Annotated in this window: 12 protein-coding genes; 5 read left to right on the top strand and 7 right to left on the bottom strand. The window is 72.1% G+C overall.

The window, feature by feature from the left end; translation table 11 throughout:
• Positions 1-144: 144 nt before the first annotated feature.
• The 6 genes from ACFVGY_RS36650 to ACFVGY_RS36625 all read right to left on the bottom strand — a co-directional run bounded on the left by ACFVGY_RS36650 (position 145) and on the right by ACFVGY_RS36625 (position 7,458).
• Complete coding sequence (locus ACFVGY_RS36650) at positions 145-2,316, bottom strand: 3-hydroxyacyl-CoA dehydrogenase NAD-binding domain-containing protein (protein ID WP_385686591.1); 2,172 nt, start codon at positions 2,314-2,316, stop codon at positions 145-147.
• Positions 2,317-2,370: 54 nt separating this feature from the next.
• Positions 2,371-3,585 carry an acetyl-CoA C-acetyltransferase gene (locus ACFVGY_RS36645; protein ID WP_385686589.1) on the bottom strand — a complete coding sequence of 405 codons (1,215 nt, stop codon included), beginning with the start codon at positions 3,583-3,585 and terminating at the stop codon, positions 2,371-2,373.
• 22 nt (positions 3,586-3,607) lie between these two features.
• Positions 3,608-4,750: an acyl-CoA dehydrogenase family protein gene (locus tag ACFVGY_RS36640; protein WP_385686587.1), complete on the bottom strand. Its 1,143-nt coding sequence runs from the start codon at positions 4,748-4,750 to the stop codon at positions 3,608-3,610.
• Positions 4,751-4,759: 9 nt separating this feature from the next.
• Positions 4,760-5,788, bottom strand: a complete 1,029-nt coding sequence (locus ACFVGY_RS36635) for an LLM class F420-dependent oxidoreductase (RefSeq protein ID WP_385686584.1) — start codon at positions 5,786-5,788, stop codon at positions 4,760-4,762.
• Positions 5,788-6,972 carry a CaiB/BaiF CoA transferase family protein gene (locus ACFVGY_RS36630; protein ID WP_385686581.1) on the bottom strand — a complete coding sequence of 395 codons (1,185 nt, stop codon included), beginning with the start codon at positions 6,970-6,972 and terminating at the stop codon, positions 5,788-5,790. The genes ACFVGY_RS36635 and ACFVGY_RS36630 overlap by 1 nt, the downstream gene beginning before the upstream one ends.
• Before the next feature lie 93 nt (positions 6,973-7,065).
• Positions 7,066-7,458, bottom strand: coding sequence for an MmcQ/YjbR family DNA-binding protein (locus tag ACFVGY_RS36625; RefSeq protein WP_385686578.1), 393 nt, complete (start codon positions 7,456-7,458; stop codon positions 7,066-7,068).
• Between the two features lie 158 nt (positions 7,459-7,616).
• Here ACFVGY_RS36625 and ACFVGY_RS36620 point away from each other — a divergent pair, with 158 nt between their 5' ends.
• From ACFVGY_RS36620 to ACFVGY_RS36605, 4 genes are all read left to right on the top strand, one after another.
• On the top strand, positions 7,617-8,159 hold the full coding sequence (locus ACFVGY_RS36620; RefSeq protein ID WP_385686575.1) for a hypothetical protein: 543 nt from the start codon (positions 7,617-7,619) through the stop codon (positions 8,157-8,159).
• Positions 8,114-8,419: a hypothetical protein gene (locus ACFVGY_RS36615; protein ID WP_385686572.1), complete on the top strand. Its 306-nt coding sequence runs from the start codon at positions 8,114-8,116 to the stop codon at positions 8,417-8,419. The genes ACFVGY_RS36620 and ACFVGY_RS36615 overlap by 46 nt, the downstream gene beginning before the upstream one ends.
• A 178-nt stretch (positions 8,420-8,597) precedes the next feature.
• Complete coding sequence (locus tag ACFVGY_RS36610) at positions 8,598-10,295, top strand: hypothetical protein (protein WP_385686569.1); 1,698 nt, start codon at positions 8,598-8,600, stop codon at positions 10,293-10,295.
• Positions 10,296-10,457: 162 nt separating this feature from the next.
• Entirely contained in the window at positions 10,458-11,672 is a 1,215-nt protein-coding gene (locus ACFVGY_RS36605) for a saccharopine dehydrogenase family protein (protein ID WP_385686566.1), read from the top strand.
• 69 nt (positions 11,673-11,741) lie between these two features.
• Here ACFVGY_RS36605 and ACFVGY_RS36600 read toward each other — a convergent pair whose 3' ends face one another.
• A complete protein-coding gene (locus ACFVGY_RS36600) occupies positions 11,742-12,419 on the bottom strand; it encodes an endonuclease V (RefSeq protein WP_385686563.1) in 678 nt (225 codons plus the stop codon).
• Between the two features lie 26 nt (positions 12,420-12,445).
• Here ACFVGY_RS36600 and ACFVGY_RS36595 point away from each other — a divergent pair, with 26 nt between their 5' ends.
• Positions 12,446-12,745 carry a YciI family protein gene (locus ACFVGY_RS36595; RefSeq protein ID WP_385686560.1) on the top strand — a complete coding sequence of 100 codons (300 nt, stop codon included), beginning with the start codon at positions 12,446-12,448 and terminating at the stop codon, positions 12,743-12,745.
• The last annotated feature ends 245 nt before the right edge of the window (positions 12,746-12,990 follow it).

Genomic DNA, 12,990 nt, shown 5'->3' with positions numbered 1-12,990 from the left:
GCGGCGCCCGCGCCGGGCCGGAGGCGGGGGGGGAGCCGGCGGGGGGCGGCCCCGGGCCCCGGGGCCCGGGCCGCGCCCGTACCCGGACGGATCCGGTCGGCCTCGGCCGGGCCGACCTGGCCGACCTGGCCGTGCCGGACCGGCTCAGTCGGCGTACGTCTCGCCGCGCTCGGCCTTGGCGACCAGCGAGGCGGGCGGGGTGAACCGCTCACCGTACTGGGCGGCCAGCTCCCGCGCGCGGGCCACGAACCCGGGCAGGCCGCCCTCGTAGCCGTTGATGTACTGGATGACCCCGCCGGTCCAGGCCGGGAAGCCGATGCCCATGATGGAGCCGATGTTGGCGTCGGCGATCGAGGTCAGCACGCCCTCGTCGAGGCAGCGGACGGTGTCCAGGGCCTCGGAGAAGAGCATCCGCTCCTTCATGTCCTCGAAGGGGATCTCCGCGTCCGGCTTGGCGAAGTGCTCGCGCAGCCCCGGCCAGATCCGGACCCGCTTGCCCGCCTCGTCGTACTCGTAGAAGCCGGCGCCGCCGCTGCGCCCGGGGCGGTCGAAGTCGTCGACCATCCGGTCGATGACCACGTCCGCCGGGTGCGGGGTCCACGAGCCGCCCTCGGCCTCGACGGCCTTGCGGGTCTCGTTGCGGATCTTGCGCGGCAGGGTGAGGGTGAGCTCGTCCATCAGGGAGAGCACCTTGGCCGGGTAGCCGGCCTGGGCCGCGGCCTGCTCGACGGAGGCGGGCTCGATGCCCTCGCCGACCATCGCGACGCCCTCGTTGATGAACTGGCCGATGACCCGCGAGGTGAAGAAGCCGCGGGAGTCGTTCACCACGATCGGCGTCTTGTTGATCTGCCGGACGAGGTCGAAGGCGCGGGCGATGGCCCCGTCGCCGGTGCGCTCCCCCTTGATGATCTCCACGAGGGGCATCTTGTCGACGGGCGAGAAGAAGTGCAGCCCGATGAAGTCGCCGGGCCGGTCGACGCCCTCGGCCAGCCCGGTGATGGGCAGGGTGGAGGTGTTGGAGCACAGCAGCGCGTCGGGCGCGACGACGTCCTGGATCTCCTGGAACACCCGGTGCTTGAGGGCGGTGTCCTCGAAGACGGCCTCGATGACGGCGTCGCAGCCCGCCAGGTCGGCGGGGTCGGCGGTCGGGGTGATCCGGGCGAGCAGCGCGTCCCGCTTGGCCTCGGTGGTGCGGCCCTTGGCGAGGGCCTTGCCGAGCAGCTTCTCCGAGTACGCCTTGCCCTTCGCCGCGGCCTCCACGGAGACGTCCTTGAGGACCACCTCGATGCCGGCGCGGGCGCAGGAGTACGCGATGCCCGCGCCCATCATCCCGGCGCCGAGGACGGCGACCTTGCGGACCGGGCGCTGCTCGAAGCCCTGCGGGCGGCTGCGGCCCGCGTTGACGGCCTGGAGGTCGAAGAAGAACGCCTGGATCATGTTCTTCGCGGTCTGGCCGGTCACCAGCTCGGTGAAGTAGCGGGCCTCGATGGTCAGCGCCGTCTCGAAGTCCACCTGGGTGCCCTCGACGGCGCAGGCCATGATGTTGCGCGGCGCCGGGTACGGGGCCCCGTTCAGCTGCTTCTTGAGGTTCGCGGGGAACGCCGGGAGGTTGGCGGCGAACCGCGGGTTCGACGGCGTACCGCCGGGGATCTTGTAGCCGGGGACGTCCCAGGGCTGCTGCGACTCGGGATGGGCGTCGATGAAGGCGCGCGCCTTGGCGAGCATCTCCTCGGGCGTGGCGGCCAGTTCGTGGACGAGCCCGTTGTCCAGGGCGCGTTGCGGGGTGTACTGGGTGCCCTGGAGCAGGACCTTCAGCAGGGCGTCGGTGATGCCCATGAGGCGGACGGTGCGGGTGACGCCGCCGCCGGCCGGGAGGAGGCCGAGGGTGACCTCGGGCAGGCCGATCTTCGAGCCGGGCGCGTCGAGGGCGACCCGGTGGTGGGAGGCGAGGCAGATTTCGTAACCGCCGCCGAGGGCGGTCCCGTTGATGGCGGCGACGACCGGCTTGCCGAGGGTCTCGATGCGGCGCAGCGAGCGCTTGATCTCGGTGCCGGTGTCGAAGGCCAGCTGGGCGTCCTCGGGGCGCAGCCGGATCATGTCCTTGAGGTCGCCGCCGGCGAAGAAGGTCTTCTTGGCGGAGGTGTAGATGATGCCGCGGATGGAGTCCTTCTCGGCCTCGGCGCGGTCCGCGATGGCCGCGATGGAGTCCTTGAAGGCCTGGTTCATCGTGTTGGCGGACTGGTCGGGATCGTCGAGGACGAGGGTGACGACGCCGGTCTCGTCCTGCTCCCAGCGGATCGTGGTGGACTCGCTCATGTTCGCTACTTCCGTGTCGGCCGTGTCGGAGGGGATCAGGGGTGCAGGACGGTGTCAGAGGCGCTCGACGACGGTCGCGATGCCCATGCCGCCGCCGACGCAGAGGGTGACGAGCCCGTAGCGCTTGTCCTGGCGCTCCAGTTCGTCGATGACGGTGCCGAGGATCATCGCGCCGGTGGCGCCGAGCGGGTGGCCGAGGGCGATGGCGCCGCCGTTGACGTTCACCTTGTCGAGGGAGACGCCCATGTCCTTGACGAAGCGCAGGACGACGCCGGCGAAGGCCTCGTTGATCTCGATGAGGTCGATGTCGTCGATGGTCAGACCGGCCTTGGCGAGGGCCTTGCGGGTGGCCGGGGCGGGCCCGGTCAGCATGATGGTGGGCTCGGAGCCGGAGACGGCGGCGGAGACGATCCGGGCGCGCGGGGTGAGGCCGGCGCGCTCTCCCGCCTCGCGGGAGCCGATCGCGACGAGCGAGGCGCCGTCGACGATGCCGGAGGAGTTGCCCGCGTGGTGGACGTGGTCGATCTTCTCGACCCAGTGGTACTTCTGCAGGGCGACGGCGTCGAAGCCGCCGAGCTCGCCGATGTCGGCGAAGGACGGCTTGAGCTTGGCGAGGGTGTCGGCGGTGGTGCCGGGGCGGATGAACTCGTCGTGGTCGAGGACGACGAGACCGGTGCGGTCGGTGACCGGGACGAGGGACCGGGCGAAGCGGTCCTCCTTCACGGCAGTGGCGGCGCGCTCCTGGGAGAGGGCCGCGTACTCGTCGACGTCGCGGCGGGAGAAGCCCTCGATGGTGGCGATCAGGTCGGCGCCGATGCCCTGGGGGACGAAGTTGACGTCCCAGTTCGTCATCGGGTCGTTGAACCAGGCGCCCCCGTCCGAGGCCATCGGGACCCGGGACATCGACTCCACGCCGCCCGCGAGGACCAGGTCCTCCCAGCCGGAGCGGACCTTGGCGGCGGCCATGTTGACGGCCTCCAGGCCGGAGGCGCAGAAGCGGTTCTCCTGTACGCCGGCCACGGTGTCCGGCAGGCCCGCGGCGACGGCCGCGATGCGGGCGATGTCGGAGCCCTGGTCGCCGACCGGGCCGACGACGCCGAGGACGATGTCGTCGATGGCGGCGGGGTCCAGGCCGGGGTTGCGGTGGCGCAGGGCGTGGATGAGGCCGACGACCAGGTCGATCGGCTTGGTGCCGTGCAGGGAGCCGCTGGCCTTGCCGCGGCCGCGCGGCGTGCGGATCGCGTCGTACACGTACGCTTCGGTGCTCACTGGTCAAGCCTTTCGAGGGAGGTTAGCCGAGCAGGGAACGACCGATGATCTCCTTCATGATCTCGGTCGTGCCGCCGTAGATGGTCTGGATGCGGCCGTCGGTGAACGCCCGCGCGACCCGGTATTCGGTCATGTAGCCGTAGCCGCCGTGGAGTTGCAGGCAGCGGTCGGCGACCCGCTTCTGGAGCTCCGTCGCCCACCACTTCGCCATGGAGGCGTGGACGTGGTCGAGTTCGCCCGCGGAGTGGTCGGTGATGCAGCGGTCCACGAAGGTGCGGGTGACGGCGCACTCGGTGGCCATCTCCGCTATCTCGAAGCGGATGTGCTGGAGCTTGGCGAGCGGCCGCCCGAAGGCCTCGCGCTCCTTGACGTACTGCGTGGTGATCTCCAGCAGGTGCTCGGCGCCGGCGACGGCGGCCATCGCGATGCCCATCCGCTCCTGGGCGAGGTGGTTCATCAGGTGGACGAAGGCGCCGTTCAGCTCGCCGAGCAGGTTCTCCTTGGGGACGCGCACGTCGTGGAAGAACAGCTCGGCGGTGTCCTGCGCCTTCTGGCCGATCTTGTCGAGGTTGCGGCCGCGTTCGAAGCCCTCCGTGCCGCGCTCGACGACGAGCAGTGACAGGCCGTGCGCCCCGCCCTCCGGGGTGGTCTTGGCGACCACGATCACCAGGTCGGCGAGGATGCCGTTGGAGATGAAGGTCTTGGAGCCGTTGAGCAGCCAGTGGTCGCCGCGGTCCTCGGCGCTGGTGCGGATGCCCTGGAGGTCGGAGCCGGCTCCCGGCTCGGTCATCGCGATCGCGGTGACCGTCTCGCCCGAGCAGAAGCCGGGCAGCCAGCGGCGCTTCTGCTCCTCGGTGGCCAGGTTGGTCAGGTACGGGCCGATGATGTCGTTGTGCAGGCCGATCGCCAGGCCCGGGGTACCGGCCCGGGTGAACTCCTCGGCGATCACGGCGGCGTAGCGGAAGTCGGTGTTCCCGCCGCCGCCGTACTCCTCCGGGACGGCGAGGCCCAGCAGCCCCTGCCGGCCGGCGGCCCGCCAGACCCCGCGGCTGACGATGCCGTCCTTCTCCCATTGTTCGTAGTGCGGCAGCACCTCCTTGGCGAGGAAGGTGCGGACGGTCTCGCGGAACGCCTCGTGGTCGGCGTCGAAGATGCGGCGTTGCATCGGATCCCCCTACTGGAGCCAGCTCTTGACGGTTTCGATCAGCCGGGCGGGCTCGGGGCCGACGGGCGTCACGTTGAGCATGGTGACCCCGGCCTCGCGGAAGGCCTCGACCCGCTCGCGCACGTAGCCCGCGGGCCCGCACAACGTCATGAGCTCGCAGAACTCGTCCGGCACGGCGGCCGCGGCGTCACGCTTGCGGCCGGCGAGGTAGAGCTCCTGGATCTTCCGGGCCTCCTCCTCGTAGCCGTAGGCGACGGCGAGGTCGTTGTAGAAGTTCTTGCCGACCGCGCCCATCCCCCCGACGTACAGCGCGATCTGCGGGCGTGCGAGGTCCCGTGCGGCGGCCGCGTCCTCGCCGATGGCGAGCAGGCCGCCCGCGACGGTCTGCAGCGGGCCGAGGGCGGGGTCGCGGCGCGCGGCGCCCTCGGCGAGCGGGCCGCCCCACACGGCGCGGGCCTTCTCCGGGACGAACAGGGTGGGCAGCCAGCCGTCGGCGATCTCGGCGGTCATCCGGACGTTCGCCGGGCCGAGGGAGGCGATGTAGACGGGGATGGAGGGGCGGACGGGCCGGGTGAGGATCTTCAGCGGCTTGCCGTGCCGGCCCCCCTTCTCCGGCGGCAGGGGCATGTCGGTGATGCCGTGGTGGTCGATGGTCTCGCGGCGCCAGATCCGGCGGCACAGCTCGACGGTCTCGCGGGTCCGGCCGAGCGGCCGGTCGTACGTCTTCCCGTGCCAGCCCTCGACGACCTGCGGGCCGGAGGCGCCGAGGCCCAACAGGGCGCGGCCGCCGGAGAGGGCGTCCAGGCCGGCCGCCGTCTGGGCGATGAGGGCGGGCGTGCGGGAGTAGACGTTGACGATGGCCGAGCCGATCTTCATGCGCTCGGTGCGGGCCGCGAGGTAGCCCATGATCGTCGGCGCGTCGAAGCCCCAGGCCTCGGCCACCCACACGGCGTCGAGGCCGGCCGACTCCAGCGCGGCGGCCTCGTCGGCGGCCCGGCGCGGGTCGCCGGCGTAGTCGAGCATCATGGACAGTTCCATCAGGCGTCGCCGCCCTTTCCGGTCAGGCCCGGGACGTCCCAGTCGCGGGCCACGGACGCGCTGTCCGCCCCCGGCCTGGCGGGGCCGCTCCTGACCCGGGCGGGCGTCGTGGAGAACCGGGGGGCGGGGGCGGGCTGGGTGATCCCGCCGACGTCGGTGAAGGTGCCGCGGGCGGCGAGGTGCGGGTGGTGCGGGGCCTCGCGCAGCGAGAGGACGGGGGCCACGCAGGCGTCCGTCCCCTCGAAGACCGCCGTCCACTCCGCGCGCGTACGGGACTTGAAGCGCGCGGCGACGGCCTCGCGGAGCTCGCCCCAGCGGGCCGGGTCCTTGCGGGCGGAGGACTGGCCGTCGAGGCCGAGCAGTTCGGTGAACCGGTCGTAGAACTGCTGCTCCAGGGCGCCGACCGCCATGTGGCCGCCGTCGGCGGTCTCGTAGGTGCCGTAGAAGGGGCAGCCGCCGTCGAGGAGGTTGGCGCCGCGCCGGTCCTGCCAGCCGCCGGCCGCCATCATCCCGTGGATCATGGCGGTGAGGTGCGCCGTGCCGTCGACGATGGCGGAGTCCACGACCTGGCCGGTGCCGGCCGGGGTCCGGGCGTGCTGGAGCGCGGCGAGGATGCCGATGACGAGGTAGAGCGAGCCGCCCGCGTAGTCACCGAGGAGGTTCGCGGGGACGGCCGGGGGCCCGTCCGGCGTGCCGATCATGCCGAGGGCGCCGGTGACGGCGATGTAGGCGATGTCGTGGCCGGCGGCGTGGGCGAGCGGGCCGTCCTGGCCCCAACCGGTCATCCGGCCGTACACGAGCTTCGGGTTGCGGGCGTGGCAGTCGGCCGGGCCGACGCCGAGCCGCTCGGCGACCCCGGGGCGCATGCCCTCGATGAGGACGTCGGCCCGCTCGACGAGGTCCAGGACCTGGGCGGGGCCCTGCGGGGACTTCAGGTCGACCAGGACGGAGCGCTTGTTGCGGTTGGTGATGTCGTACGCGGGGTTGATCGCCAGGCCGGCGCCGCCGGGGCGGTCCACGCGTACGACGTCGGCCCCGAGGTCGGCGAGGAGCATGGCGGCGAACGGGCCGGGGCCGATGCCCGCCAGCTCGACGACGCGCACGCCGGAGAGCGGACCGAGGGGGCCGCGCCCGTCCCGGTCCTCGTCGTGCCCGTGCTCGTGCCCGGCACCTGTCACTGCCATCGAGCCCCCAGCGTCCTGGTGTGCGAGTGTGACACAACTGATGTAACACCAGCGATGCTAGGAACGTGCCCCACTCAGCACAAGAGCAAGCGCTTAGCCGTTTGTCGCGATCCGCGCGTCCAACTCCTTGACGTGCCGCTTCAGCGCCACCGTCCGGTAACTCTCCTCCACCCACTCGCACAGCACCTGCGCGGCGGGCGCGCCCTTCTCCTCCAGCGGCACCGAGACCCAGCCGGACCGGCCCAGGCCGTAGCCGGTGGGCTCCGCCCCGGGGGCGGACATGGCGTGGCCGTGCAGGGCCTCGTCCTTGAGCTTGACGGAGAGACCGAGCGGCTGCGGGCCCTCGGCGCTGCCGAGGAAGACGAAGATCTTCTTGTTGACCTTCACGACGCAGTCCTCGGGGCCCCAGGGGAACTCCTCCACCGCCTCGGGAAGCCCCCGGGCAAATTCCCGCACCGCCTCCCACTTGCGTAGCGCAGCCTTCACGCGCACCTCCGTTCACCACCGTTCGCACGCGCCCGCGCGGGCGGGCCCGGGCTCACGCTAGTCCCGTCCGCCGCCGCAGGCCGGGCAACCGGACCGTACCGCTCTGACAATGCCCTCCGGCCTGCGCAAACCCGTGTCCCGGACGCCTCGCCCACCCGGTGTCGATCAGCGTCGAGCGGGGGGACGGCGCGACGGGCCGGGAGACCGGCGCCGGCGGTCAGACCGTCACCACCGCGCACCAGTACGGCAAGCCCGGCGGACACACGGTCCAGGTGACCGTGACGGACCAGGTCACGCAGGCCTCCGCCGTCAACCAGGTCGCCGTCTGGACCCGGGGCTCGCACTACAGCCCCTACGGCCCGAAGCGCCTGCTGGACACCCGCGACGGGACCGGCACCGCCCAGGGCCAGATCGAGGGCTACGGCACCGTCACCACGCAGGTCGCCGGCAAGGGCTGGGTCTCGCTCTCGCCCGGGGCCACGGCCGTGGCGCTGAACGTCACCGTGACCAACCCCAGGAGCGACGGGCACCTCACCGCCTACCCGAGCGGCCAGCAGGCACCGACGGCCTCCCACCTGAACTTCACCACCGGCCGGACACCCGCGACGGCTCGCAGTGGGCCTGGGGCCCGCCGGCCGGCCCCGGTTACGTCTCCATGCCGCCAGCCGACGGCCTCCCCCACACCAAGGGCTACGTCCTGAACTCCACGGTGACCAACACCAAGGACATCGGCTACCTCGCCGTCACGCCGGACCCGAACTCGCTGAGCGACTACGACAACGGCACCGAAATCTGGCCACCCACCCCCACGTCCTCCACGCTGAACTGGACCGTGAACAAGACCGTCCCGAACCTCGTCCAGGCCGCGAGCGGCCCGTCCGGGATCATCGACTTCTGGAAGCAGAGCGACGGCAACATCGACCTCATTGTCGACATTTTTGGTGTGTATCAGGACAACTGAAACCATCGGTAGCACTTGACCGCAACGCCCCGGGAACGGCTCTTCAGGCCGCTTTCCGGGGCGTTCTCCCTGGGGCCGGAGCGTAGCGGCGGGGGTCGATGGATGGCCGAAAATCGCCTATGTAATCTGAGCGGGCTTCCAGCCCTGACCGAGGGCTATCTGACCCATTGGGGGCCCGGTGTCCTACCGCCGACTCGCAGCATCCGCCGCCATCCTCGCGGCGGGCATCTCGTTCCTTCCGAGCACGGCCCAGGCCGATCCGGCCACCGGGGGCGGCCAGGGCCTCACCACGCCCGACCTCGTCCCGGCCGACGCGATGGAGAAGACCAAGTTCAGCAGCCCCGCCTCCGAGTCCACCCTGGAGACCCCGCAGGCGGCCGAGAGCAGCCTCGGCGCCCCGCAGTCGACCGCCCCGGGCGACGCCGCCGCCACGACGGCCGAGGTGGCCGCAGTGGACTTCCAGGTGGGCGTCGACGCGTACACCACGAGCGCCCACGGCATCATGATCGACACCTGGATCGAGAACCTCGCCACCAGCGCCTCCGTGACCGTCGCCTGGGGCGACGGCGCCACCACCAACGCCTCGTACGACGGCAGCGGCCAGCCGGTGAGCAGCGAGCACACCTACGCCGAACTCGGCACGTACACGGTCAAGGTCACCGTGACGGACTCCGCCACGAGTACCGCGGTCACCAACGAGGTCCAGATCACCACCGAGGGCTCGGACTACACCCCGTACGGCCCGACCCGCCTGCTCGACACCCGCAACGGCACGGGCGCACCGAAGCTCAAGATCGCCAAGTACACCTCCGCCAAGGTGAAGATCGCCGGCAACGGCGGCATCCCGGCGGGCGTGACCGCGGTCGTCCTCAACGTCACCGTCACCAACACCACCAGTGGCGGCCACGTCACGGCCTACGCCGACGGCGACGACCGCCCCACCACGTCCAACGTGAACTTCGCCCCCGGCCAGACCGTCCCGAACCTGGTCATCGTCCCGGTCGGCGCGAACGGCTACGTCAACCTGTACAACGGCGGCTGGGAGTCGGTCGACCTCATCGCCGACGTCACCGGCTACTTCACGCAGTCCGCCTCCAGCGGCTACACCCCGCTGGCGCCGGAACGTTTCGTCGACACCCGCAACGGCACCGGCACCGCCCAGGGCCAGGTCGCCGGATACGGCTCCTTCAACGTCCAGATCGCTGGGAAGGGCAAGGTCCCGGCCGCCGGCGTGAAGGCCGTGGCCCTCAACGTGACCGTCACCAACCCCAAGAGCGACGGCCACCTGACGGTCTACCCGAGCGGCCAGTCCGCCCCGACCGCCTCCAACGTGAACTTCACCGCCGGCCAGACCATCGCCAACTCGGTGATCGTCCCCGTCGGCCCCGACGGCAAGATCGTCGTCCGCAACGGCGGCTGGAACCCGGCCGACGTCATCGTCGACGTCGTCGGCTACTACAGCCCCACCAGCCAGGGCGCGTACCTGCCGTTCCAGCCGGAGCGCCTGCTCGACACCCGCGACGCCGCCAACTGGGGCGAGGGCCCGCTCAGCGGCCGCGGCTACATCCCCCTGCCGCTGTCGCCGGGCGAGCCCGGCATCACCGGCTTCGTGCTGAACTCCACGGTGACCAACCCCAAGGACAACGGCTTCCTCGCCGTCTCCCCGGACCCCAACACCATGGACGACTACCTCGACGACACGGCCACCTGGCCGGCCGCCCCCACCTCCTCCACCCTCAACTGGACGGTGGGCAAGACGGTGCCGAACCTCGTCCAGGCCAGCACCGGCGCCACCGGCATCGTCGACTTCTGGAACCAGAGCGACGGCGACGCCGACCTCATCGTCGACGTCTTCGGCATGTACCAGGACAACTGACCCGACAGCCGACCCGTCTCACCCCGAACGTCCGCGCACTGCGCGCCGGACGTCTACGCCAGCGCCCCGCCGGCGGCCCTCCGGGCCACTGGCGGGGCGCTCGCCGTTGCCCACCCGCCGCACGCTAGCCTCGGCCACCAGTACGAGCTGGGAGGAGCCGTGATGGACGAAGAGGTTCGGCAGAGCAGGCGGACGGGACCCGGGCAGGACCGGCCCTACGACCTCGTACTCTTCGGCGCGACCGGGTTCGTGGGGGCGCTCACCGCCGAGTACCTCGCCCGGCACGCCCCCGTCGGCTGCCGCTGGGCCCTCGCCGGCCGCGACCCCGGCAAACTGGAACGGCTGCGCGAACGCCTCACCGCCCTGCACCCCGGATGCGCCGACCTGCCGCTGCTGCGCGCGGACGCCTCCGACGCGACCGCCGTACGGGAACTGGCCGCCGCCACCCGCGTCCTCGCCACGGCGGTCGGCCCGTACGTCCTGTACGGCACGGAGCTCGTCGCCGCGTGCGCCGAGGAGGGCACCGACTACGTCGACCTCACCGGCGAGCCGGAATTCGTGGACCGCATGTACGTCGAGCACGACGCCCGCGCCCGGGAGACCGGGGCGCGCCTGGTGCACGCCTGCGGCTTCGACTGCATCCCGGCCGACCTGGGCACCTACTTCACGGTCCAGCAGCTGCCGGAGGGCGCCGCGCTGCAGGTCGACGCGTTCATGCGGTCCAACGCCCTCTTCTCGGGCGGCACCCTGGCCTCCGCCCTCACCGCGATGGGCCGCGGCCCGCAGACCCTGGCCGCGGCGCGCGCCCGCCGGCTGCACGAGCCCCGACTGCCGGGACGACGCGTCCGGGGGCCGCTGGGCGTACCGCGGTTCAGCCGGGAGACCGGCACCTGGGCGATGCCGCTGCCCTCCCTGGACCCGCGGATCGTCACCCGGTCGGCGGCAGCGCTCGAGCGGTACGGGCCGGACTTCCGCTACCGGCACTACGCCTCGATCAAGCACCTCCCGGTGGCCGTGGGCGGCACGGTGGCGCTCGGCGCGACGGCCGCCCTGGCCCAGCTGCCACCGGCCCGGCGCTGGATCCTGGGCCACTGGGGGCCGGGCGAGGGCCCGGACGCCGAGCGGCGGGCGCGCAGCTGGTTCACGGTCCGCTTCGTGGGCGAGGGCGGCGGACGGCGGGTGTTCACCGAGGTCTCGGGCGGCGACCCGGGCTACGACGAGACCGCCAAGATGCTCGCCGAGTCGGCGCTGTGCCTCGCCTACGACGCCCTGCCGCAGCGCGCGGGACAACTCACCACGGCGGTGGCGATGGGCGACGCCCTGCTGGACCGGCTCCAGAAGGCCGGGATCCGGTTCCGGGTGGCGAGGGTGGACTGAGGGAAGGCGAGGAGGCTCGCGCTCGGGAGGCTTCGCGTTCAGGAGGCTCGCGCTCAGGAGGCTTGGCGTTCAGGAGGCTTCGCGCAGGGCCCGGCGGCACAGCGAGTCGGCATGCCGGGTGGTCTCCGGTATCCGGAACCGAGGGCTCAGCGCGAGGGCGTGGGCACAGGCGTTGTCGAGGGAGATCCGGTGGCCGACGGAGACGTACACCGGCTTGATCCCGTCCTGGGTCCGCAGGGCCCGCCCGACGACGGCCCCGTCAGCAGCGAGCAGCGCGGCGGCGTCCCCGCGCCGGGCGCCGGGCTCCTCGTAGGTGAAGGTGAACGGGTTCTTCGCCACACCCATGCTCGGCAGCCCGGTCACCACCCCGAGATGGCACGCCAGGCCGAAGCCGCGGGGATGGGCGAGCCCATAGCCGTCGCAGACGACGAGGTCCGGGGCGGCGGTCAGGGCGTCGAGGGCGGCCAGGACGGTCGGCAGTTCCCGGAAGGCGAGGAGCCCGGGCACGTAGGGGAAGCTGACGTGCCCGACGGCCGTCTTCTCCTCGACGACGTCGAGGGTGGCGGCGTCGAGGACGACGGCCGCGGCGGCGACCAGGTCCCGCTCGTCGTCGTACGCGACGTCCACCCCGGCGACGAGCCCGCGCCCGGGCAGCGGCCCGGGTTCGTCGAGCACGACCAGATTGCGCAGTTCGTCCTGTATCGCCCGGGCCTCGGCCTCGTCGGCGGGGGTCTTCACACTCGTCATGATGGTGCGAGAGTAACCTGACGATCATGTTCGTCATGGAGCTCACGTACACAGCGCCCATCGAAGCCGTCGAAGAGGAGCTGGACGCCCACATCGCCTGGCTCGACCGCTACTACGCCTCGGGCGTCTTCCTCGCCTCGGGCCGCAAGGTCCCGCGGGAAGGCGGCATCATCCTGGCGGCCGGAGTATCCCGCGCGGAGGTCGAGCGGATCGCGGAGGAGGACCCCTTCACGGCGGCCGGCGTCTGCGAGTACCGCATCACGGAGTTCATCGCCACGAAGACGTCGGCGGACCTGGCCCCGGTCCGCGAACACCTGGCGACGTAGCGCAGGGGGGCGGGGCCGGCCGGAGCCGAAGGGGGACGCGGGACGCAAGCCCGGTCGGGCAGCCCCGCGGGCGGGAGCGCACTGTACGACCGCGGCACGGCGAGCGGGATCCCCGTACTCGGGGTCGGAGGAGCATCCGGGGTTTCCCGGCAGCCCATTGTCCTCCCGGTTCGGGCCGGCCCGTCAAGGGCCAATGCCGCGTAGTTAGCGGCTTGCTTGTTGTGTCAAGCGGTTCGGGGAAGGCC

The sequence above is a fragment of the Streptomyces sp. NPDC127106 genome (assembly GCF_042677605.1).
Lineage (GTDB): Bacteria > Actinomycetota > Actinomycetes > Streptomycetales > Streptomycetaceae > Streptomyces.
This window is presented reverse-complemented; position numbering and strand designations above follow the sequence as displayed.